This is a genomic window from Caballeronia sordidicola (assembly GCF_000729995.1).
Lineage (GTDB): Bacteria > Pseudomonadota > Gammaproteobacteria > Burkholderiales > Burkholderiaceae > Caballeronia > Caballeronia sordidicola_A.
The window spans coordinates 1-23,298 of record NZ_JNFG01000004.1 but is presented as its reverse complement, the minus strand read 5'-3'; the positions used below and the strand labels follow the sequence as shown (position 1 = coordinate 23,298).

Below are 23,298 nucleotides of genomic sequence, written 5' to 3'. Positions count from 1 at the left end.
ACTGACGAAAAGGACTGCAACGAACCATGCCCGCGCTGAATCTCGACACCGACGCCGATCAGATTGCCGAGCGCCTGGCCAGCGCCGGCACGCTGCTCGTCGCCTGCCTGTGCGCCGAATGGTGCGGGACGTGCCGCGATTATCGCGAGGGTTTCAACCTGCTTGCCGATGCCCATCCGGATATCTGCTTTGCATGGATTGACATCGAAAACCAGGCGGATCGCTTCGATGACCTCGATGTGGAAAATTTTCCGACCGTCTTGATCGAAGACGCCGTGACAACCCGGTTTTTTGGAACGGTGCTGCCGCAAACGTCGATTGTTGCGCGCATGTTGACCGACCTCAGCGCGTTGCCGGGCGTGGTGGGTGCGCCGAAGATCCGGCCCGCCCTGGTCGCCGCTTGAGTCGAATCCATCCGGCAAGAACATCATGCGCAACAATGCACGCCCGTAAGCTGAAACGGCTTTCGCGCTTGCATCACAAAGCAACCACATTCACCGTTCGGCACCCCGCGTTTCACCAAATGCCAGACCGCGCGCCGCACGCCATATGCTATAAAGCGGACGTTAACGGGCCCGAACCGCGGTGGCGCAAGCCCCCGAAACCCGGCCTCATGCCAGTCCCTAACTAGAATCGAGTCATGTCCAAAGCCCTGATCATTGCTGAAAAGCCTTCTGTCGCGAACGACATCGCGCGCGCTTTGGGCGGCTTCACCAAGCATGACGAATATTACGAAAGCGAAGACTACGTGCTGTCGTCGGCTGTCGGCCACTTGCTCGAAATTGCCGCGCCGGAGGAGTACGAGGTCAAGCGCGGCAAGTGGAGCTTCGCCAATTTGCCCGTCATCCCGCCGCATTTCGATCTGAATCCGATCGCCAAGAGCGAATCGCGGTTGAAAGTGCTGACCAAGCTGCTCAAACGCAAGGACGTCGATCGCCTGATCAACGCCTGTGACGCGGGGCGCGAAGGCGAGCTGATTTTTCGCCTGATAGCGCAACACGCAAAAGCCAAGCAGCCGGTGCAGCGCCTCTGGCTCCAGTCGATGACCGCCGGCTCCATCCGCGACGGATTTGCTCATCTGCGCAGCGACGCCGACATGCAGCCGCTCGCGGACGCCGCCCGTTGCCGCTCCGAAGCCGACTGGCTCGTGGGCATCAACGGTACGCGCGCGATGACCGCGTTCAACAGCAAGGGCGGCGGTTTCTTCCTGACGACTGTTGGCCGGGTTCAGACGCCAACGTTGTCTATTGTCGTGGAGCGCGAGGAAAAGATCCGTCGTTTCGTGCCGCGCGATTATTGGGAAGTGCGTGCGGAATTTATCGCTGCGAAGGGCATGTACGAAGGCCGGTGGTTTGACCCGAAATTCAAGCGCGTCGAGGGCGATCCAGAGCAGCGCGATTCGCGGCTGTGGGCGTTGCCGGCTGCTGAAACCATTGTCGCGGCCTGCCGTGGCAAGACCGGTACGGTCACGGAAGAAGCGAAGCCGTCCACGCAAATGTCTCCCTTGCTGTTCGACCTGACCAGCTTGCAGCGCGAGGCCAACGGCCGCTTTGGCTTTTCGGCCAAGAACACGCTCGGCCTTGCTCAGGCGCTGTATGAAAAGCACAAGGTCCTGACCTACCCGCGTACTGACGCCCGCGCTCTGCCCGAGGATTACATCCCGACGGTGAAAGACACGCTCGCGATGCTCAAGGAGAGCAACAACTACTTGCCGCACGCGAAGCAGGTGTTGGACAAGGGCTGGGTGAAGCCGAACAAGCGCATCTTCGATAACTCGAAGATCAGCGATCACTTCGCCATCATCCCGACCCTGCAGGCGCCGAAAGCGTTGTCCGAGCCGGAGCAGAAGCTCTACGACCTGGTCGTGAAGCGTTTCCTCGCGGTGTTTTTCCCGGCGGCCGAGTATCTCGTCACCACGCGGATCACCGAAGTTTCCGGTCATCATTTCAAGACCGAAGGCAAGGTACTTGTCGAACCCGGTTGGCTGCAGGTGTACGGCAAGGAAGTGGGCGGCGAAGACGCCAATCTCGTGCAGGTTCAGAAGGACGAGAAGGTCGATGTCGAGAAGGTCGCGGCGATCGGCCTCGTGACAAAACCGCCGGCGCGCTACAACGAAGCGTCGTTGCTCTCGGCCATGGAAGGTGCAGGCAAGCTCATTGAAGACGAGGAATTGCGCGAGGCGATGGCCGCAAAGGGCCTGGGCACGCCGGCTACGCGCGCGGCGGTCATCGAAGGGCTGCTGGGTGAAAAGTACATGGTGCGCGAAGGCCGTGAGCTGATTCCGACGGCGAAGGCGTTCCAGTTGATGACCTTGCTGCGCGGTCTCGGCGTCGAGGAGTTGACGGCGCCCGAACTGACCGGCGAGTGGGAGCACAAGCTCTCGCAGATGGAACGCGGCAAGCTCCCGCGCGACGAGTTCATGCAGGAAATCGCGCGCATGACACAGACCATCGTGAAGCGCGCGAAGGAATACGACTCGGACACCATCCCCGGCGATTATTCAACGCTCGAAACACCGTGCCCGAATTGCGGCAGCCAGATTAAAGAGAACTATCGGCGATTCGCTTGTACGAAGTGCGAATTCTCGATGTCGAAGATTCCTGGCGGACGGCAGTTCGAAATTCCCGAAGTCGAGCAGTTGATCAAGGACAAGACTATCGGACCGCTGTCGGGTTTTCGCAGCAAGATGGGCCGGCCGTTCTCTGCGATCCTGAAGCTTTCCTTCGATGACGAAATCAAGAACTGGAAGCTCGAGTTCGACTTCGGTCAGGATTCAGGCGGCGAAGACGGCGAACCGGTGGATTTCTCGGAGCAAACGCCGGTTGGCGCGTGTCCGAAGTGCCAGTCGCGGGTGTACGAGCACGGCATGAGTTATGTCTGCGAGAACTCGGTGGCGAATCCGAAGACCTGCGATTTCCGTTCGGGCAAGGTGATCCTGCAGCAGGAAATGACACGCGAGCAGATGACGAAGCTGCTTGAGGAAGGCCGCACGGACTTGCTGACGGGTTTCAAGTCGTCGCGCACAGGCCGGAACTTCAAGGCATTCCTGGTTAAGCAGCCGGACGGCAAGATCGGCTTCGAGTTCGAGAAGAAAGAGCCGAAGCCCGGTGCGAAACCGGCCGTCAAGCGCGGCGCGGCGGCAGCTACCGAAGCGGAAGATGAAGGTGACGGCGATGTCGCCGTGGCTGCCAAGAAAACAACCGTGAAGCCTGCGGCGAAGAAGGCGCCTGCGAAGAAAGTCGCGGCCAAGAAGGCGCCGGCTCGCAAGGCGGGTTAGTTTTCAGTTTTCGAGGCCGGTTGAACAGGCACGGCAGTATAAAAAAAGCCCGCGAATCATTCGCGGGCTTTTTTTCGCTCATCAACGCTTAACCACTGGGGAAGTCTCACCACAGCGGCCCCCTCAGAACGGCGAGGGCATGGCCGGCGTCGCACGCGAGCGCGACTTCGCAGGCTTGCTACCGAGCTTGTTGTCATCGGCGGGAGACACGTCGGCTTCGAATCGTGCACCGCCTTCCGCTTCCGCATAAGCTGCGTGCGCGACCAGCGGCTCGGAATTGCGTTCGTCAATTGCCGGCGCTCCCGGCTTCACGAACCCGTCCTTCACCCACTGCTCGCTAAGCTGATGATTCGGCGTCTGGCTGAAATGCTCGACCAGGTGATCGATGAACGTGCGCACCTTTGCGGGCAAATGGCGCCGGCTCGGATACGCGACGTTGATTTCCACCTCCGGCAACTGGTAGTCGCTCAGCAGGCGCACGAGCTTGCCGCGTGTGGTGTCGTTGCCGATCAGGTAACTAGGCAGGATGGCGATGCCCATGCCGAGCAGCGCGAACTGGCGCAGCATCTCGGTATTGTTCGCGACGATCACGTTCGTCGGCCGCACGCGCACTTCGCCTTCCGGGCCGGTGAACACGCGCTCATCGCCGAAATATTCGGACGGCAAACTCAGCGACGGATGCTCGGACAGGTCTTCCGGCCGCGTCGGCACGCCGTGCTTTTCCAGATACCCGGGCGTGGCGCATACGGTGAGGCAACCCGTCGTGAGGCGTCGCGTGACAATGCTCGCGCTGCGCATCTGGCGCGCGATCACAATGCCCACGTCGAAGCCCTCTTCCACCAGATCGACTTGCCGGTCGACCAGCGTGACGTCCGGCACAACTTTGGGATACCGCTCCGTATAGGTCTGCAGCACGGGCGCGAGGTTGTGCAGGCCAAACACAACGGGTGCGACAATTCGTAGCGATCCAACCGGCTCGTGGTTACGTGCAACCACCATTTGTTCGACGTCCTCGAGCTCGTCGAGGATCTGACGGGCGCGTTCCAGGTACACCTGGCCGGACTCGGTCAGCGACAGGCTGCGCGTGGTGCGGTTGAGCAAGCGCGTGCCCAGGCGCCCTTCCAGGTCAGCAATATGACGTGTTGCCACTGCATTCGAGATATCCATCGCGCCGGCCGCGCGGGCAAAACTGCCGAGATCCGCCACACGGACGAATACTTTCATCGACTGCAAATGATCCATGAGACAACTCCTGCTGCTAGACAGCCTCTTTTAATTCCAGAAGCAATTCGGAATTATCCTAGGACTCCCGTTTTCGTGCAGAAGTTGCCTTAAATGTGACTTTTTCTGACAAAAGATTTCCGCTTAGCCATTCGGCAAGGTGAAACACGGCACATTGTTGCGAAATTCGGAACGATGTCGCTATGGAAATTCCACCCACACAATTCTGAATAGCTGGCTGAAGCAATTTTGACGCAGTACGGCGAGAAATGCATAAGGGCCACTAATGCGGCCCTTATTTCATCGATTATGTCGACTTCTGTCACTAATCGCGCTTAACTAGCTTTAACAAAAAGTCAGGCCGAGACCCTCTTTCCGATCGCGGCTTTCGTCTCTGCAAGTTCGGCCGGCAGTCCTTGGGCGAGTTTCGTGAATAACTCATCGTGTAGTTCGAGCTCAGCCCGCCATGCCGAGTCCTGCACGGAGATAACGCGTTCGAATTGCTCGCGGGTGAAATCGAGTGCGCCCCAGTCGATATCCTCAAAGCGCGGCGAAAGCCCGAACGCATGTTCCTCGCCCTTAGCGGTGCCTTCGATACGGCCGATCATCCAGCTAAGCACGCGCATGTTGTCGCCGAACCCCGGCCACACGAACTTGCCGTCGCCGTCCTTGCGGAACCAGTTCACGCAGAAAAACTTCGGCAGTTTGGCGTCGAGTCGCTCCAGCCGTTCGCCCACTTTCAGCCAGTGGTCGAAATAGTCGCTCATGTTGTAGCCGCAGAACGGCAACATCGCGAACGGGTCGCGCCTGACCACGCCCTGCTGGCCGGCCGCGGCGGCGGTGGTTTCCGAGCCCATGGTCGCGGCCATGTAGACGCCCTCGTTCCAGTTGCGCGCTTCCGTGACGAGCGGCACGGTGTCGGAGCGGCGGCCGCCGAAGATAAACGCATCGATCGCAACGCCGGCCGGATTCTCCCAATCAGCATCGATAGACGGGCATTGCGCGGCGGGCGCCGTGAAGCGTGCGTTTGGGTGTGCCGCCTTCTTGCCCGACTCGGGCGTCCAGTCGTTGCCCTGCCAGTCGATCAGGTGCGCCGGCGGCGTGTCCGTCATGCCTTCCCACCAGACGTCGCCGTCGTCGGTGAGCGCCACGTTTGTGAAGATCACGTTTTCCTTGAGCGTCGCCATGGCGTTGAAGTTGGTCTTCTCGCTTGTGCCCGGCGCCACGCCGAAGTAGCCCGCTTCGGGGTTGATCGCGTAGAGCCGGCCGTCGCGGCCTGGCTTGATCCAGGCGATGTCATCGCCGATCGTGGAGATTTTCCAGCCCGCCATGTCTTGCGGCGGAATCAGCATGGCGAAGTTGGTCTTGCCGCACGCCGACGGAAACGCCGCCGCGACATGATATTTGCGCCCTTCCGGCGACGTCACGCCGAGAATCAGCATGTGTTCGGCGAGCCAGCCTTCGTCGCGTCCCATCGTCGATGCAATCCGCAGCGCGAAACATTTCTTGCCGAGCAGCGCGTTGCCGCCATAACCCGAACCAAAGCTCCAGATCTCGCGGCTCTCCGGAAAATGGACGATGTATTTCGTATCGTTGCATGGCCAGGGAACGTCCTTCTGCCCCTGTTGCAAAGGCGCGCCAACCGAATGCACGCAGGGCACGAACTGGCCGCCGGCGCCCAGCACGTCGTACACCGCGCGTCCCATGCGCGTCATGATGCGCATGTTGGTGACCACGTATGGGCTGTCGGTCAATTCCACGCCAATGTGTGCGATCGGCGAGCCGAGCGGACCCATCGAAAATGGGACGACGAACATCGTGCGGCCGCTCATGCAGCCGTCGAAGAGACCGTCCAGCGTGAGACGCATTTCAGCAGGATCGATCCAGTTGTTTGTCGGACCTGCTTGCTCCGGGCGCGCCGAGCAGATGAACGTGCGATCTTCCACCCGCGCGACGTCGGACGGATCCGAGCAGGCAAGGTAGGAATTAGGCCGTTTGGCGGGATTGAGGCGTTTGAGCGTGCCGGCATCGACCATGAGTTGTGACAGGCGGTCGTATTCTTCCTTCGATCCATCGCACCATTCGATCCGGTCCGGCTTCGTCAGCGCGGCGACCTGCTGCACCCACTCGATGAGTTTCTGGTTCTTCACGTAAGCCGGTACGTCACAGTCGGCGGCCACGTTTTGATCTACTACTGCGGGCTGGTTCATCGAGCACACTCCGTTCTTGGAAGAGAAAACGGTTTGCAACCCGCCGGCGCTGCTCGCGAGAGGCGCATTTCGAGTCGCCGGTTTGCCTGCACGGAGAAATTCACGTGGCAGACGGCGACACAAAAACAAGGCATGCGTCGGGGAGTTGTCTGGTCTGGTAGCGACTGCCGTCCTGAAATCGCGGCTTGCGTCGGCACGGAACAAACTGTTAAAAAGGGATAGGAATTGTCTCCGTCGTTTGCCGGTTTCCGGCTTTAGTGACACGTGAATGGCTAAACTGCCCTATTCCGCATTCGAATTCTTTCAAACACCCATCCGGCGACCGGTAAATTCGCCGGGCTACACCAGCAGCTTAACGCGACGCGATGCCCGTATTTCGACAAATTTATACGTAATTACCCGATTTATCCGTAGTTACCCGAACTTACCACGTCGATTCCTGTCCATCCTCGAATTTCCGCAGCACGTTTGATGCCTATCAAAAGCCAATCCATGCCAATCAAAATTGCCATCCTGGACGACTATCAAGACGCCGTTCGCAAGCTCGATTGCTTCAGTCTGCTCGCCGATCACGAGGTGAAAGTATTCAATAACACGGTGCGCGGACTCGGACAGTTGGCTAGCAGACTGTCGGAAGTAGAAGCGCTCGTCTTGATCCGCGAGCGCACCCGGATCAGCTCGCAACTGCTCGACAAACTGCCGCGGCTGCGCATGATCAGCCAGACCGGCAAAGCGGGCGGCCATATTGAAGTTGACGCCTGTACCGAGCGCGGAATCGCCGTGCTCGAAGGCACCGGTTCGCCAATCGCCCCGGCCGAGCTGACCTGGGCGCTGATCATGGCCGCGCAACGCCGGATTCCGCAGTACGTCGCGAACCTGAAGCAGGGTGCGTGGCAGCAGTCCGGTCTGAAGACCTCCGCGCTGCCGCCGAATTTCGGCTTGGGCCAAGTGCTTCGAGGCCAGACGCTCGGGATCTGGGGATATGGAAAAATTGGCCAATTGCTCGCCGGTTACGGCAAGGCGTTTGGCATGAAAGTGGTGGTCTGGGGCCGGGAGCACTCGCAGGCTGCCGCGCGGGCGGACGGTGTGGATGTCGCCGAGAGCCGGGAAGCGCTGTTCGAACAGAGCGACGTGCTCTCGTTGCATCTGCGGCTGAACGACGAAACGCGCGGCATTGTCACGGCCGCCGACCTGATGCGCATGAAGCCCACCGCGCTGTTTGTGAATACCAGCCGCGCCGAATTGCTCGAAGAAAACGCGCTGCTCAATGCGCTGCATCACAACCGGCCGGGGATGGTTGCCATCGATGTATTCGAGAGCGAGCCGATCCTGCAGGGTTATAGCCTGCTGCGCATGGAGAACGTCATTTGTACGCCGCACATCGGGTACGTGGAGAGGGAGAGTTACGAGCTCTACTTCACGGCGGCGTTCAAGAACATCCTCGCCTTCGATGCCGGCGATACATCGAGTGTCGCCAATCCGGAAGCGCTGGTGGGCGGACGCCGGCGATAGTCAAGTTAGTCAGATGGTGGAAATGTCCGTGGACGGCTCACATCGGACGGGGAAGTTGACCGAGTTCGCGATAAAGCAGAACTTGTGCGCTTCCTCGTGCAAACGGCCGGCCAGCTTCACGTCACCGCCCGCGCCAATTGTCACTTGCGGGCGCAGGACGACGTCGGTGAAGCGGCCGCTTCCTTGTTTCGATTCCTCCATCGTGCCAATGGGGTCATCCACGTAACCCGTGACCGCGATGCCATTCACCGCGCAAAGGTGCAGGTACCAGAGCATGTGGCACGACGACAGCGACGCGACGAACAACTCCTCCGGGTTGTGGCGCGTGGCGTCGCCGCGAAACGCCGGATCGCTCGATGCCTCGATGGCCGGTTTGTTCGCTGCACGCACCAGATGATCGCGGGAGTAGGCGTCGTAGCGTGACGTGCCGGAGCCCTGATCGCCGGTCCAGACGACTTGCAGCGTGTATGTGTGGTGTTTGGTCATCGGTTCGATACTCCTTTTAGAGATGCGCCGCTGCGCCGAGCAGGTCGGGCAAACGGGTCAGGAATTGCTCGCCGTCGGCACGGCCCAGGTCGTACGCGGGCCGCATCAGCGACGGACTCGTGTAATCCCATGCCGAAATGGGCACCTTGCGGGATGGCTGCACATAAACGCGACGCTGGTCGCGGTTCGCGCCGTGCTCCACGACAAACATCTGCGGCCGCGGATACACGCGCGTCACCATCACGAGAACCAGTCCCGGCGATGCATCCAGCGCGCCGACCGGCACATTGTCGACCATGCCGCCATCGAGCACCGGGCGGCCGTGCCGGTGCATCACCGGCGTGAATGGCGGCGTACACGACGATTGCAGGATCAGGTCGGCGAGATCATCGACGCTCGCGCACTCTTGCGCCTTCACGAATTCGGGATGGAAGCCGAGGGACTGACCGAGCGTGGGATGCAGCTTCTTGCGCACGTACTTTTCGATGTTATAGGCGATCAACCCTGCAGCCACGGCGCTTCGTGCGCCTAGCCAACGCGGTAAATGCGATACGCCGATACGAATCTCCGGCGCGTCTTGCAGCGATGCAAACTCGGCGCCGTAGATATCGAGTAGTGCCTGCCGGTAGATCCGATAGTGAGGAAACACCGATTCGCTGCGCAACAAATTGCCCCAATACGCGTTCTTCGGGTTGTCGCGCAGCACGTGCGCGTAGTAGTCCATTACCCACTCGGAGCGGTTCATGTACAGCATGCAGGCCGTGGCCGCGCCGGCCGAGATGCTGGTAATCACGCGCGGGCGCAGCTTGAGTTCCGGCTGGACGACGTCCCAGAAACCGGCTTGCCACCAGCAGCGGTTGCCGCCGCCGGCGAATACGACTTGATCGAACATAGGTTTTTTATGTGAGAAGCATGACCGTGGTGGTCGCGTGAGCAGCGAGTGCGCCGGTTTCGTCGTGGACTTCGATTTCGCCGAAGATCAGGTTGCGGCCGCGGCGCAGGATATTGGCCGTGACCAGGACATCACCGGCTTTTACCGGGCGCAGGAAGCTTGTTGTTAACGAGACGGTGGTCATCGGCTGGAAACCGCCTAGCACGTGTGCGATCGCGACGATCATGGCGGTGTCAGCGGCGGCCATGAAAACCTGGCCGCAGATCACGCCGCCCACGTGGCGGAGTTTGTCCGCGTTTGGCAGGCGCAGGGTAACGCTGGTATCGGAGGAGCTTTCCGGCTTCAGGCCCAGGTCGCGGATCCACGGCGCGAAGGTGGTGTCGAGCAAAGCGCGGATAGCGGATTCGTCCATGGATTTGGTTTGGTGACGTTGGTCTCGTGGCTACTTTCGTGCGTTTGCCGGGGCCGCAACGAGTGCGTGTTTCATGCGTCCGTCATGATAACGGCTCGTGACAATTGCCCGAAGCGAGGCTATTTTGGGATGATCGATGCGCGCCCGTACGAGGTGCGGCAAGGCTTTCAGGCGTCTGCGAGACGGTTTTTTCAGGTTTTGCGTTGCGGACAGTTGCGCAATCGGCGAAAACGTCGCTATAATTCGGATTCAGTTTTTCGGGGCGTTAGCTCAGCTGGTAGAGCAGCGGACTCTTAATCCGTAGGTCGACAGTTCGAATCTGTCACGCCCCACCAAGACACGTAAGGCTCCCAGAGGATCGGGAGCCTTTTTCGTTTTGGTCGGGGTAACGCCGGGGTTACATTCACGAAAAATATCTTGCTCAAAATTACTCCGTCAATTTCCGCAAACACTGGCCAACGATGCGGTTCCGACCTTGCATCGGCACCGTGATCGATGCGAGCTATCTGCGAACGTTGACGCGTGACTTGGCCTTTTGGGCGAATAGGCATCTGCTGATTTATGAGATATCTGCTTCGTATTAACTTTCGACCCTCATGCGAGCGCGAACGTTTCGCGCTCAGAACGCGAAACCAACAGGGGTCGAAGTGGTGGAATTGAAGGGCGGTAAAAGTAAGTTTAATCGAGCGTCGGATTGGGTTATTGGCGTCATTGGCGCAGCGGTGGTCGCGGCTACTGTGATGGGGATAGCAACCCGCAGTACCGACGATCCGCCACACACTCCCACGATACAAACATCTGAAGCAGAACCCGCATATAACAATGCAGTTTCACGCGCTAGTGTAGTAGCGGCGGCGTCTGTTGCTGAACAAGCGGCGGCGTCCGTTGTTGGAGAAACCCCGCTAACTGCTGCGCAATTGAAGGCTTCAGCAGAACTAGAAGCCTCGTTAGAAGCTGGCTGCCGTAAGGATGGGCACTGCTGGGGCAAGCGACATCAATCGCAAGCGAACATTGCTTGCGCACCGTTGCTAGAGCGAGCGGCGAGATATGGCGCACAGTGGACGACTAATGATTCATCCCCGATGTTTTCGCGCTTCGATTGGACGGACGAAACACATAAGACAATTTCGTATTTCGGTCGGAACATAGAATTGTTGCAGCAGTATGGTGGTTACTTAGGTGCCGTGTACCGTTGTGATTATGACCCGGTGAAAGACAAGGTTGTAACGGTCTACCTCGGACACGATTATTGAATAATTCTGCCAGAAACAAACGGAGCCCCGCAATTCGGGGCTTTTTCATTACTGCGCTCGAAGGCGGGGACACCAACAAAGTGCCATGCGATAGCTTAGTAACGGCGATTTCAACGTTAGGATCCTGTTCATCAAGTAAATGCTATGCGGAGCGGAAACTGGTCCTCCAAAGTCGAGCCGAGCCGTAAAGAGAGAAAAAGACCGTATAAGCAACAACGCGACCCGTCAGACGATCAGGCGCGTGAGGTCCAAGTCGACACGGCAGAGGAGTGAGCGAAGCACCTGCCAATGGCACGCACCATGGGACGACGCATATGTGCCGGCTACCCGAAACACTAAACGCTCTGCGATGGATCGCAGTCCTGCTCGTATCTCGCGCACACCAAAGAAAGGCGATTGCGTCGCCGGTATGCGCGAGGTCGCACGTACGATGCCTCCAGGCTCGTGGCAACCTACGTTCGTCGTAACGGTCGAGGTCAAGTTGCCGCCGAACGTTACACCGCAAGGCGCCTTGTGCCGTTTAACGGTAAATAAGCGCCACAGAGGGCAGAACATGTCTATCGAGCCAATTTGCATTGCGAATCGGCATTGCCGATGCTTGCGGCAAAGTCGAGATCCGAGCCTGACCCGACTGTTTGGTCATTCATCGGTAGAGCCGGATAGTAATGACGAAGCCTAGGGAATAAGACAATCTCAAGGAGGAAGCGTGAGCAGCATCCGCACTTTTGTTGATTTGCAAGTTACAACTCCCATCCGCATGTTCGCAGAGCAGTTGCAGATCGCGACTCCGCACACATTCAATGCTCTTCAGAGACTCGTCACGACGATGGCGGAGACCGTAAAGAATGCGAACAAAAAAACGTTTTTTGGAAGAGACAAAGGCGTCGAATCGTACTCGCGGTTCCTGGCTTCGCTCAAATCGACTGTTCAGGCGATGGTTATTGATGGCATTGTCGGCGAGGCGACACCCACCGACGAGGTACTGCACAAACTCGAAGAAAAATTAGTGAAGTTTGCAATGGCGTTTCCCAATTGGAAGGACGCGTATAGCTTTGCCGGAATGTTTCTCGGCGAACATCGCGCGGATGCAATCGCGACGGTCGAGCGATTGCGCTCCATGCCCTAGCGCATGACTTGGCCCGATGTCGATAGCCAATGCTTACTTGCAAATATGTGCCGGGCAGTTTGTGACGTTGACCCTGACATTTTGTCGCTTGTTCCACACACCTACGGGCGCATGGCGGAGTAAACCATGTTGAACGAAGCACGCCCGCCGTGCCCCTTTTGCTCAGGCCGGCGGCTGCCTGCTCGGCCCGCACGTCAGTCGATGGACGACACCGGCGTTAGCAGTTCCGCTTGGGCAGTGATGCGACCCGTTGGGACTACGCCTCGCTGATTGATGTCATCCGCAGACGGCCTAAATGCCCACGTTTCGTTTCCCCTTCAACACGACTGCAGAATAGATGGTGGATCTACGCAAGCGAAAACCACCGGAGTGCGCTCCTTTCAAGAAATGCTACGAATCCTTCGCCAATCTTCATCTGCACGTGCCGGCGCGTCGGCCTCGAGTTGCTGGTGATGACTTGTGCGCATTGCTGCCGAGCAGAGGGCGATGGCTTGGAGACTCATCTTGCGCTGGCGAAAGACGACGTTTCTCGTTTCGAGGTGCGCGGCTAACCGCCTGGCCGCGCATGACAACAAAGTGACCACGGCACGATCCTCAAAATTACCTCTCAAGTTGATAGGAATTATGCCGTTATCGAAGCAGTAGTTCCTTGATTCGCGCCGCTCGGCTGCCGTCCGCTTTGCACAAGACAGATAATCAGCAGCGGCTAAAACAACAGGTCCACTGGACCTCGAACAAGGCGTAATCGCGTTGAGAGGCGTTTCAGTCGCTCGGCATCTGCCCGAAAGAGAAAAGCAAAAAATGGCGATCATTGATTTAGTGAAGTGGAGCGGCAGTCCCAATCTACTTGCGTGGAAATATCCTTCTGAAGAACTGTCGACGTGGACGCAACTCGTCGTCAATGAGTCGCAGGAAGCTTATCTCGTGCGCGGTGGTGTGTACGAAGGTCCGTTCGGCGCAGGCCGGCACACACTCAGTACGGAAAACTTGCCGCTGCTGCGCACGCTGATCGGCATCCCGTTCGGCGGCAAGTCGCCGTTCACCGCCGAGGTCTGGTACGTCAACCGGGTTACCAACCTGGATGTCCGGTGGGGCACGCCCGACTCGATCCAGCTGCAAGATCCCAAATATGGCGTCATGGTCCCCGTGCGCGCATTCGGCCAGTACGGTGTGCGCATTGTCGATCCAAAGAAGTTCCTCCTCAAGCTCGTAGGCACGCTGTCGGGCTTCGACTCGACGACGCTGGCCGAATACTTTCGCGGTGTCTTCATCACGCGGATTAAAACCGAGATCGCAAATGCGATCTCGCGTGCCGGCGTGTCCGTGCTGGAGATAAATACGCAACTCGAGGCGCTGTCAGACGCGCTCAAGCTGTCGTTGTCGGTTGAGATGGCCGAGTACGGCGTCGGCCTGGCTCAGTTCAACATCCATTCGATCAACGTGCCGGAGGACGATCCGGCGGTGAAGACGCTCAAGGCCGCGCTGGCCAAGCGCGCGGAAATGGGAATCATCGGTTTTACCTATCAGCAAGAACGCAGCTTCGACGTGATGGAAACGGCCGCTGGCAACGAGGGCTCGGCGGGTACCTTGATGGGTGCGGGGATCGGAGTGGGAGCGGGACTTGGAATTGGCCCTGCGATCGGGCAAGGCTTCGCGCAGATGTCGCAACAGGTACAGCCCTCGGCGCCCCCTCCGCCTCCGCCGTCCGCGTCCGCGGCGACAACTACGAGCGTCGCCGCTCCGCGCCTGGGTTCGGCCGAGCGAATCCGCCTGCTCAAGGAGCTCGCTGAACTCAAAGCGGCCGGCATTCTCACTGATGACGAAATCAACACCGAAAAACAAAAAATCCTGGCCTCCTGAGCGACCGACACCATGAATATCCGAACTCATCTCGCGATGGCGGCAGTCGTCGTCGTGCTGGCAGCGCTTGGCGTTCTCTATTTCGTTCTCCCCGTCGATACGTGGACGGTCGACACATGGCTCTGCGCCGTGGCCGTCGCGTTGGCGCTGGGCGCGATGGTGCACCTTCCCTACGCGCCAATCGCATCGGGCAAGACGCAGTCAGGGCGGCTCGCCATCGTCGGGCCGATGGGCGCCACGCTTCTGTTGACCGTGCTTCTGGCCACCGCTGCGTTGTCAGCCAGCGTTCTGCGTCATACGGGGCTCTCGTGGGCGTTGCTGATCGCATGCGCCGCGGTCTTCATCGTGGGAACGTTGCTCGCGAACGTCACCGGGAATGTCGTAGACCGAATCCAGGCCACGGAGCAAAAGGATGGCCGCTACACAGCGTGGGCCGCCTCGTTGGTCAGCGTTTCCCACTCTATGACCGATACGACTCTCAAGACCCATTGCACGCAAATGGCGGAAGAGTTGCGCTACGCACCTTCGGCTCGCGCGTCCGATGCCGTGGTCGAGGCAAGTCAGGTCGCATCGGCACTGACGATCCTGCAGCAAAAGGCTTCGGCCGGCAGCAACGACGAGATTGCCAGGGAGCTCAATCATCTTCGCCGAATGATCGCGTTGCATGCGTCGGCTTTGGCCGCGCTGCGCTCGCATGCATAGGTCGGGTCGGCTGGTCCGTGAAACGCCGGACAGCAAATAATTCGAACAAACAAAGCACGAGTCGGGAGCAACGATGGAAAGCGGAGAGTTGAAGCTGCTATGCAGCGGGTGTGGCGCGAGTCTTGAATACTCGGCCGGCGCAAGGGCGCTAAAGTGCGTCTACTGCGCTGCCGTGACTGAGATCCCGAGAGCGAGTGAGGATGAGATCGACGCGACACCCGATCACATTGTCACGCTAGTGGTAACGCGCAACCAGTTGGAGGACGCAGTATTCCAACACCTGGCCGAAGGAAAATATACGCCGGACAACTTGCTCGAGCACGCAACGTTCACGAAAGTCGAACAGTTCTTCGTGCCGGCTTATGCGTTCACCGGTAAATACGAAGCAAATTGGACGGCGAGCTTCGGCTATAACCGCACTGAGCACTACACGGACTTCGTCAAGGACAGCCGCGGCAACAGCCAGGCAGTCAGCCGCACGCGAACTGTGACCGACTGGCGTCCGGTGAACGGCTCGGACAGCGGCGGATTCAGCGTGCTCACGTATGGCGGCAGCCGTTTTCTGGATGCCTCGCTCGACCTGACAACCCGCCTTGTCGAACGTTGCCAGATGAAGGGTGACCTTGCCGACTACAGCGCATCGTTCACCAGCGGTTTTGAGGTAGAAGCCTACAGCCAGCGTCCTAACGAGGCCTATGGAAATCGCGGGGAAGCACTCGTAAACGCGATCATCGATCAAGGCGTCAAACAGCACGCCCAGGGCGATTCGCAAAAAGACTGGCACTGGACAGCATCGACGAAAAAAAACGCTTCGCGTGTCCTCATTCCTGTCTGTCACATCGTGTACGAATATCAGGGCAAAGCTTACAACGTTTGGACAGACGGTACATCGACGGCAAACCTGGTCGCCGATGCGGGACCTGAAGACCATGGCCGCAGGCGCGCCGTGCGTTATGGCTTCATTCCTGCGCTGGCCGGAATGGCGGCGTTCGCCGGCGTGGCCGCGACCACGAACGGACAGCTCAGCGCCTTGCCCGAAGTGCCGCTCATGTGGGCCGGGCTGATCGGTTCAATCGCTTATGGCGTGCTGCGCCGGCACTCGATCCTTTCCTACTCTCTGAAGCTCCGGCACGCCATCCTCGCGCAACGCAAAATGGCGGCAACGAACACCGCGAACGTTGATGAAGCCGAGCGCGGTCGCCTGATGGAATCCTGCAAGCGGCCGGACCGCCCGTGGCTGGCGGGAACGATGAAGGACTCCGTGATCCTGCCGCTCGCATCGGTCGCAGCGCTCGCGTTCGTACTGACGCCGCGACTGCACGAGCAGGTACGGATGCACGCGCAGCAGTTGGAAGCGACGGCGACGTTGGCGCCAGCCGTGGAAACACCGGTGCCGGTCGCCGATAACCCTGCTCCGCCGGAAACGCTCGCTCAGGCCCCGGCGACGCAACCTGTCACGACAGCATCGCCGGAACCACAACAAGCCGTCGCAGCCGTCGCAGCCGTCGAAGCCAGTGTTGCGCCGCCGCCGGCGCCCCCTGTGCAAGTGCCCGCTCAGATCGCCGATACCTTGGCAAACACCGCGACGCCGGCCCAGGTATCGCCGATAGCGCACGCCCAGGTTTCCGTCCCAGTGCCGGTTGTCGATGTCCTCAGCGCTGCCGCGCAGAACGACTGGTCATCCGTCGATATCGCCGCGGACCGTCTCCGCCGCACCGATTTAGCGAGTGCGGCGCCACGCGACCGGGCGACCGCGCGGGCGGCCAATATCGAGGGCAAGGCGGCTTTGGGGGTCTCCAATTACTTCGGTGCAGTCGATGCATTCCGTCGCGGTGTAGCTGCCGACCCAGCGGACATCGAGATTCAAAACAATCTGGGCTTTGCCTATGAGGAAGCGGGACGCCAGCAGGAAGCGATCGATGTCGTGACGGACGTTTTGACCCGCAGTCCGAGGCGCTCATCGGCATGGGCCAATCTTGCGAGCAGTCTGGCCGAGAGCGGCCACCTGCCCGAGGCGGAGGCGGCGTTAAGCATCGCAGTCCACTACACCTCGAATCGGGACCGGAGCCTCGCATTTCTGCAGGAGCAGGCTGCGGGTGGCCGTTCCGACGCCATCAAGCAAGTCAGCATGCAGGTGTCGCAACGCGCGCTGGACATTCCGATCGCTATGGCCAACACCGCCAAGATCAGCACCGCGACGCTCGTACCGCCGCCCACGCCTGCATTGGCATCTCGCGAAGCCCCGTCGAAGGGCGACCAAGCGTACGTCCGCAGCATCAATCAACAACTCGAACAGCAGTTGAAGGACTTGGGCACCTCCAAATGAGCACCATCTTCCTGAATCGTAAATCGACCTGGACTCTCGCCTTGGCGGTGTCGCTCGCCGGGTGCGCCAATCCGGACGGCAGTGGCCCGTCCAACGCCGCGACGCAGGGCGCAGTAGGCGCGGGGGTGGGCGCTCTGGCTGGTTTCGTGTTGTGCAAGGCGGCCCACGGTTCCGACGTCACGTGTCGAAATGCCGCCGTGCTAGTTGGTGCGGCCGGCGCATTCGTCGGCTGGCGCCACGGAAAGGAACAGGATCTCGCGCAAGCACGGGTGTTGGAGCAGTCGTTGCACACATCGGGTGTTCCTGTTGTGACCGATACCGCTCCGCTCAGCCGTCAGGACGACGGCGGCGCTAGCCAGACCGTGACCGCCTGGAAGGGCACGACAGTCGGATTGCCGAAGACCATGCTGGCGAGCCGAAGTCCTGACTTGCGCAAGAGTGTCGAACTGAGCGGTCAATTGGCGGCGTCGCGAGCAGAGCCGTGTCGCGTGCTGGTTTCGGTACCAAACTCAGATCGGGCGACGGTCATGGCCTGGCTCAACGATGGCATGCACGCGCCGGGAACCTTGGCAAAACAGACGCCGATCGTGTCGATGGTCCCCGCAAAGCCTGGCAGTATCCCGTTCCTGCGCGTTGAACCGGTCGACCAGCAGCAGTTTGCGAACGGCGCTGCGGCGTAGCTGCGGGTTCTGACGTGACGCGAGGCAATCGTTTGAGACCTGTAGATGCCGTCGGCGGCTAGCGCGATAGAAGGCATGGAGGGTGTCCCGCATTTTGTGTGATCGGGTTTTTGTTTAACCCTGCGATATCCGGTCTTCGAACCGGATGGCGACGCGGTCTGGCGCCGCCTTCCAGTCTCTGATCGGCATCGGTCATTTCTTGCTGATGTTGTTCAGCGCCAGGTAAAACAGCTTCATTGCGGCGTCGTCAGTCGGAAACGAACTGCGCGTTTTGATGACTCTGCGCAGACTCATGTTGATCGATTCGATCGCGTTGGTTCTCCGGTGTCGACAGTTCGAATCTGTCGCGCTGCACTATGCATTTAAGCGGGTTTGCAAGCTTTTTTAGCTTGCAAACCCTTTTTCATTTTGGCTTTCGTTTATCGCCTGAGAAGTTCAAAAACACCCCTCGTCAAACCACCGCATCCCCCTCATCGATACTAAACCGCACCCTCCCTGCATCGATAAACACTCGCAACTGCCGGTACTTCGCCAAATATCGAATCCCGACGATCGCCGCAGCAAACCCCGCCGCCGCGGCAACACCAAGTGCCCAACGCGGGCCGAAGGTATCGGCGACCCAACCTACAACCGGCGCACCCAAAGGCGTGCCACCCAACGCAATCGCCAGAAAGATCGCCATCACGCGTCCGCGCATGGCGGGCTCGGTGGACAGCTGCATCGTGCTGTTTGTCGTCGTGGTGATGGTCTGCGCGGACACGCCGATAACCACGAGCGCAAGACCAAAGAACCCATAGCTCGGCGCGATCGCCGCCAGCGCACAACCGCCCCCGAAGACCGCGGTACTAGCGAACAGCACACCAATCCGCGGCTTCGCTCGCCTTGCGGCAAGCAGCGCACCCGCGATCGTCCCGATGGCCATAATCGATGTCAGGAGTCCGTATTGACTTGCTCCGGCATGAAAGACGGTGACGGACATCGTGGAGATGAAGATCGGGAAGTTCAGCCCGAACGTGCCGATCAGAAACAGCATGAGCAGCACCGCTTTCAGATCGGGCCGCTTCCAGACATATCGGAACCCTTCGGCCAGGCTCCCCCGCGCGCGGACGGCCCGCTTGCTCGGATGAAATTCGCCAACACGAAGAAACCCCAACGAGCAGAGCACCGCGACAAACGATGCCGAGTTGATCAGGAACACCCACCCTGTTCCCACCGATGCAATCAGCACACCGGCAATGGCGGGACCAATCATTCGCGCAGCATTGAACGATGTGGAGTTCAGCGCCACGGCATTGGACAGGTCGGTTTCACCGACCAGATCGGCGACGAACGTTTGACGCGCGGGGGCATCGAACGCACTGACGCTGCCGAGCAAAAACGCGAACGCGTACACGTGCCACAACTGGACCCATCCGGCGACCGTGAGTATCCCCAGCCCAAGCGCGAGCGTTCCCAAAGCCGCCTGGGTGCCGATCAGGAGCTTGCGGCGATCGAGATGATCGGCCGCAAAACCGGTGAAGGGCAGCAAGAGAAGATGCGGGCCAAACTGGAGCGCCATGACCACGCCGACCGCGGTCGCATTGTGGTGAGTCAGTTGCGTAAGCACGAGCCAATCCTGGGCCGTGCGCTGCATCCACGTTCCAATATTGGACACGATCGCGCCACCGGCCCAGACCCGGTAGTTGAAGCTGTTCAGCGAGCGGAAGGTGCCCTTCACCGAACCGCTCCCGAGGCCGCTATCTCCGCGCTGAAATACTTCACGCGCGCGTGCTCCCGAGGAGGTCGATGATCTCCCGGCACGTGCCGGTCTCGCCCAGCCTTGGGAAGATCCGCGTGATGCTGTTGGTGTGGGCATCGGCATTCATGTCGGTCATGGCATCGGTGGCCAATGTCACGTTGAACCCGAGCTCGTGCGCATAACGTGCGGTCGACTCGACACCAACGCTGGTTGCCACCCCGGCAATAACGACATGGGTGACACCGAGCTTCTTCAGATGTTCATCGAGACCGGTATTCGTGAACGCGCCCCACGTCCGCTTCGTGACGATGTGATCTTCCGGCTGCTGCTTCAACTCAGAGACAAGATCGGCCCAATCGGCGGGAAGCCCGGCAAGGTTTCGAGCCTGCTCCGACCGGCCCGGCGCGCCGCCGGCGACGTTGACTAGCACGACGGGCAATCCGTGGCTGCGGAAGGCGTCAAGCAACTCGACGGCGTGTTTGACGACTTCATTGACGGGGTGCGCGGTGGGAAGCGCAACAATGCCCTTCTGCAAATCGATGATTACAAGAGCCGTCTTCGGGTCGAGCGTGGTAATTGTCATGGTGTTTTCCTTCTTGCGAGTTGGACTGCGACGGGCCCTGAATCAGGCGCGGCAAAGGGAATACATGAGCCGATGGCACTGCTTCTGCCAAGTGAGCTTGGGTGACTCAGGAATCGACGAGCCGGTTCAGCAGCGCCACCGTGGTCGCAAATTCCTCCTGCTCCGCGGGCGTGAGCCTGGTTCGGATGGCACGGAACAACCAGTCTTCCCGAGCTGCACGGGTCGCCTTGATCCATTCGCGGCAAGTGTCGGTGAGGGACAAAATGGTTTGACGGCCATCGGCGGGATCCGGTGCGCCTGTGACGAACCCGGCCGCCTCGAGAACGGACACGGTGGCGCCCATGGATTGCGGGCGGACACCTTCGGCGCGCGCGAGCGTGGTGACGGTCGCGGGCCCCTCTCGCTCCAGACGGCCAAGGGCTGACATCTGGGACAAAGTGAACTCTCCCAGATTCGCCTCTTCGCGCAACCGCCGCTTCAGCTTGCCAAGCACCACGCGCAATTCCGCCGCGACGGCGTGCGCATGCGCGACTTCGGGATCGGTATGTTGCGTTTTCTCGTTCGTGTTCATGTCCGCACCTTAGCAGATACAAAGGCAAACTACCAAGTTAAACTTCACATTTGGGTAGCGGAGCACCCCTGTGTGGGGCCACGATTCAAACGGCCAGATAATCGCGATATGAGCGCAAGCGAGTGCATCGACACGATGCCCCGGCCTGGGATGCTGTAAACGGCAACCGGGAGTGAAACGTGGGGCAGCTGGAAGATTCGAGCGAATGGCTGTCGCCTGCGGAGCAAGCGATCCGCGTGCCGATAGCGTCGCGCTCCATGCTCGGCGATGGAAAATGGCGTTATCAGCGTGAATCGTCCGAGTGCGCCAATATGCATCCGATCTATGAAATGACAGCGAAAGACTTGGCGGCGCTAAATCGAGCTTACCAATAACAATGTGCCTGTCAAAGTTAATGCATTAACTTTGCGCAATTCTTGTCTTTCACGATAAAAATACCCCAAAAATCTTCCCGAAAGCATTCCCGATTTATGGTCGGTAATGGAAAATTGCTCAAGCAGGATTATTCGCCGTAAGCATCTGTTTTTCGGATGTGTGCAAGGTCCTATTGGGACCAAGGACCTGCGTTCACAGTCTTACGTCGCGCGTGCCGGCCTTTTTGCACGCGTTGTTTCCGTTTTTTTCAATTACTAACAACCACGTTTACCCCAATACGGGAAAATCACCAATCGAAAACATCGTTTAACGAGGAGACCGAATGCACGCCATTCCACTCAACTATAACGATCATGTTTTGGTGCCCCTTGCAGCGGGCGAGCGCGGCAGTTTTGCGTCAATGGTTATTGTCACCAAACCGAATGGCGCGCGCTGGGCATCAGGTGTGTTGGGCCATTTCGCCCAAGCGGACGACGCCTGCCGGTTTGCCATCGCATATGGAAAAGCAGAGGTCGACGGACGGAGGCGTCCGCGAGCCCTGAAGTCTCCTGCCGAAACTGAACCGGGGACGAACCGCATTGCTCCCCCGGGCGCACCCACCCTTGCGCCATGAAGTTTCGTCACCTATTTCTTCATTGCCCACTGCGCATCGCAAGTGGGCTTTTTTTTGGCAACGCATCAATGCATTAATGCCTGTGGTGCATCCAGCTCATGTGGTGCGTATCGAGCCACTCGCGCATACGTAGCCATCCGCTGCCGTCTTCCGGGTGCTCGCGTCGATAGCGCCGGCCCAATATGGCAGCAATAACTATCAGGACCGCAAGGCCCACCACAAAACCGATCATCGACTCAGTCATGGCCGCCTCCTAAATCCGTCGCAACCTGCTTATATTTTAGGTCACGCATTTTGAAATGCGAATCTTGCGGCGTGTAGGCGCTGTCTTTGCTGGACGAGCTTTAGAGCTTGCCTTTCGTATACCGTCGAACTGCGCAAAAAAGCCCAGACAGCGAAGCTGGGCAAGTCCACCGGGATTAAACCCGTTGGAGGAGGTCGGGAGGCGGTCTTTTATAGATGTTGCGCGTAAGCATTCTGCTCGGTCAGCCTACGCTGCCAAGCGACCCACACTCGGTTAGCCGCCGGCTTCATCTCATACCACCTGATAATTAATCTGATTAATGCCCCATGTACACCGAATGCACGTTGTCACCGAATGACGATTGGACAGCGGCCCCGGAATCCGACGACCCGTTAGCCACGCCACCGTAGTTGCCGGCGCCTCCATTTTGGGCCGCCACGCGTGCTTCTGCGGCTTGAATGTTGGCTGGGTAGTCGTAGTCGTTCGCCGTTGCCGGGTTGTAGCCCGCCTTCTCAATCTGGATCAATTGCGCCCTCACTTCAGCACGGGTCAATGGTTGTTCGCTTGATTGAGCAAACGACATGGCCGGCACGGCGAGCACTGCGGCAACTACAACGGCTTGAATGAGCGATTTCATGATACTTACCTCCGAATCTTGTTTTGTCGCGAACAACCTTGTTCGCGTTCTATGAGTCAAGTGTAGGTAAGCCGTTTCTGAAAATTAAGTGCGATGCGCGCAAGAGATTATTGTTGTTTTAGGTAAAAACCCTAGGATTGTCCTGAACAGATTCCCGACTTCGGGCTGCCTGTAATTTTCCGAAACGAATAGGCGACGAGCGACACAATTCCAGCCGAACCATGACCCGGTTCTATCTCTCCAATCCACAACAGGGAGAAAAATCATGGTCAGGCTCTTTCTCGTTGTAGGACTTGCGATCGGCCTTTCGGGATGCATCGTCGCGCCGCCTTATGGATATGCGCCGGCGCCGGGATATGGATACGCCTATGCGCCCGCGTATTACGCGGCGCCGACGGTTGGTGTGGGGATCGGGTTTGGTGGTGGGGGCTGCTGTTGGCGGGGGAGGTGATAGGTTTGAAAACAGGCTTTCCGCGTGCGAGCGCCCCCCCGTTGCCGGCGAGCATGACCGAGGCGCGTCGCGGTACGCAAGGGGTTTGTATAGGGCCTGTCGGAACGGGCGCCAATGAAACCGCCCTTT

The 23,298-nt window shown here is 59.2% G+C and carries 20 protein-coding genes, 1 tRNA gene and 1 pseudogene; 11 read left to right on the top strand and 11 right to left on the bottom strand.

The window, feature by feature from the left end; all coding sequences use genetic code 11:
- Positions 1-26: 26 nt before the first annotated feature.
- On the top strand, positions 27-404 hold the full coding sequence (locus FH08_RS0103335) for a thioredoxin family protein (protein WP_031356954.1): 378 nt from the start codon (positions 27-29) through the stop codon (positions 402-404).
- Between the two features lie 236 nt (positions 405-640).
- The gene (locus FH08_RS0103330) at positions 641-3,277 is read left to right on the top strand and encodes a DNA topoisomerase III (RefSeq protein WP_031356953.1); all 2,637 of its coding nucleotides are present in this window, start codon (positions 641-643) and stop codon (positions 3,275-3,277) included.
- A 123-nt stretch (positions 3,278-3,400) separates the two neighbouring features.
- Here the strand turns inward: FH08_RS0103330 and FH08_RS0103325 are convergent, their stop codons facing one another.
- Together FH08_RS0103325 and FH08_RS0103320 are read right to left on the bottom strand one after the other, a co-directional pair.
- Positions 3,401-4,519, bottom strand: coding sequence for a LysR family transcriptional regulator (locus FH08_RS0103325; protein WP_031356952.1), 1,119 nt, complete (start codon positions 4,517-4,519; stop codon positions 3,401-3,403).
- 335 nt (positions 4,520-4,854) lie between these two features.
- A complete protein-coding gene (locus FH08_RS0103320; protein ID WP_031356951.1) occupies positions 4,855-6,708 on the bottom strand; it encodes a phosphoenolpyruvate carboxykinase (GTP) in 1,854 nt (617 codons plus the stop codon).
- 498 nt (positions 6,709-7,206) lie between these two features.
- Between FH08_RS0103320 and FH08_RS0103315 the strand changes: the two genes are divergently transcribed.
- On the top strand, positions 7,207-8,220 hold the full coding sequence (locus FH08_RS0103315; RefSeq protein ID WP_031356950.1) for a D-2-hydroxyacid dehydrogenase family protein: 1,014 nt from the start codon (positions 7,207-7,209) through the stop codon (positions 8,218-8,220).
- A 9-nt stretch (positions 8,221-8,229) separates the two neighbouring features.
- On the opposite strand, the gene FH08_RS0103310 is transcribed toward FH08_RS0103315, so the two are convergent.
- The 3 genes from FH08_RS0103310 to FH08_RS0103300 are packed head-to-tail and all read right to left on the bottom strand — an operon-like array spanning position 8,230 to position 10,010.
- Positions 8,230-8,706, bottom strand: coding sequence for an OsmC family protein (locus FH08_RS0103310; RefSeq protein ID WP_031356949.1), 477 nt, complete (start codon positions 8,704-8,706; stop codon positions 8,230-8,232).
- A 16-nt stretch (positions 8,707-8,722) separates the two neighbouring features.
- Positions 8,723-9,598 carry a patatin-like phospholipase family protein gene (locus tag FH08_RS0103305; protein ID WP_031356948.1) on the bottom strand — a complete coding sequence of 292 codons (876 nt, stop codon included), beginning with the start codon at positions 9,596-9,598 and terminating at the stop codon, positions 8,723-8,725.
- 7 nt (positions 9,599-9,605) lie between these two features.
- Entirely contained in the window at positions 9,606-10,010 is a 405-nt protein-coding gene (locus tag FH08_RS0103300; protein ID WP_031356947.1) for a PaaI family thioesterase, read from the bottom strand.
- Between the two features lie 259 nt (positions 10,011-10,269).
- Here FH08_RS0103300 and FH08_RS0103295 point away from each other — a divergent pair.
- The 7 genes from FH08_RS0103295 (at position 10,270) to FH08_RS0103265 (ending at position 17,957) form a co-directional block, all read left to right on the top strand.
- Positions 10,270-10,345, top strand: a tRNA-Lys gene (locus FH08_RS0103295).
- 315 nt (positions 10,346-10,660) lie between these two features.
- Complete coding sequence (locus tag FH08_RS51625; RefSeq protein ID WP_152602720.1) at positions 10,661-11,263, top strand: hypothetical protein; 603 nt, start codon at positions 10,661-10,663, stop codon at positions 11,261-11,263.
- Between the two features lie 706 nt (positions 11,264-11,969).
- On the top strand, positions 11,970-12,389 hold the full coding sequence (locus tag FH08_RS0103285; RefSeq protein ID WP_152602719.1) for a hypothetical protein: 420 nt from the start codon (positions 11,970-11,972) through the stop codon (positions 12,387-12,389).
- An 801-nt stretch (positions 12,390-13,190) separates the two neighbouring features.
- Entirely contained in the window at positions 13,191-14,249 is a 1,059-nt protein-coding gene (locus tag FH08_RS0103280) for an SPFH domain-containing protein (RefSeq protein WP_051887706.1), read from the top strand.
- Positions 14,250-14,261: 12 nt separating this feature from the next.
- On the top strand, positions 14,262-14,951 hold the full coding sequence (locus FH08_RS0103275) for a hypothetical protein (RefSeq protein ID WP_152602718.1): 690 nt from the start codon (positions 14,262-14,264) through the stop codon (positions 14,949-14,951).
- A 73-nt stretch (positions 14,952-15,024) separates the two neighbouring features.
- Entirely contained in the window at positions 15,025-17,277 is a 2,253-nt protein-coding gene (locus tag FH08_RS0103270; protein ID WP_031356943.1) for a zinc finger domain-containing protein, read from the top strand.
- Positions 17,274-17,957 (top strand): hypothetical protein, encoded by a 684-nt coding sequence (locus tag FH08_RS0103265; protein WP_031356942.1) that lies wholly within the window; start codon positions 17,274-17,276, stop codon positions 17,955-17,957. The genes FH08_RS0103270 and FH08_RS0103265 overlap by 4 nt, the downstream gene beginning before the upstream one ends.
- A gap of 114 nt (positions 17,958-18,071) precedes the next feature.
- On the opposite strand, the pseudogene FH08_RS50225 reads toward FH08_RS0103265, so the two are convergent.
- From FH08_RS50225 to FH08_RS0103220, 6 genes and pseudogenes are all read right to left on the bottom strand, one after another.
- Positions 18,072-18,275, bottom strand: a pseudogene (locus FH08_RS50225) (transposase); the annotation flags it as partial.
- A 133-nt stretch (positions 18,276-18,408) separates the two neighbouring features.
- The gene (locus FH08_RS0103250; protein WP_031356941.1) at positions 18,409-19,674 is read right to left on the bottom strand and encodes an MFS transporter; all 1,266 of its coding nucleotides are present in this window, start codon (positions 19,672-19,674) and stop codon (positions 18,409-18,411) included.
- A gap of 40 nt (positions 19,675-19,714) precedes the next feature.
- Positions 19,715-20,278, bottom strand: coding sequence for an isochorismatase family protein (locus FH08_RS0103245; RefSeq protein WP_031356940.1), 564 nt, complete (start codon positions 20,276-20,278; stop codon positions 19,715-19,717).
- Between the two features lie 106 nt (positions 20,279-20,384).
- Complete coding sequence (locus FH08_RS0103240) at positions 20,385-20,849, bottom strand: MarR family winged helix-turn-helix transcriptional regulator (RefSeq protein WP_031356939.1); 465 nt, start codon at positions 20,847-20,849, stop codon at positions 20,385-20,387.
- Between the two features lie 1,061 nt (positions 20,850-21,910).
- Positions 21,911-22,081 (bottom strand): hypothetical protein, encoded by a 171-nt coding sequence (locus tag FH08_RS52915; protein WP_200878705.1) that lies wholly within the window; start codon positions 22,079-22,081, stop codon positions 21,911-21,913.
- A gap of 316 nt (positions 22,082-22,397) precedes the next feature.
- On the bottom strand, positions 22,398-22,718 hold the full coding sequence (locus tag FH08_RS0103220; protein ID WP_031356936.1) for a DUF4148 domain-containing protein: 321 nt from the start codon (positions 22,716-22,718) through the stop codon (positions 22,398-22,400).
- A 265-nt stretch (positions 22,719-22,983) separates the two neighbouring features.
- Here FH08_RS0103220 and FH08_RS53195 point away from each other — a divergent pair, with 265 nt between their 5' ends.
- Complete coding sequence (locus FH08_RS53195; protein WP_075583280.1) at positions 22,984-23,169, top strand: hypothetical protein; 186 nt, start codon at positions 22,984-22,986, stop codon at positions 23,167-23,169.
- The last annotated feature ends 129 nt before the right edge of the window (positions 23,170-23,298 follow it).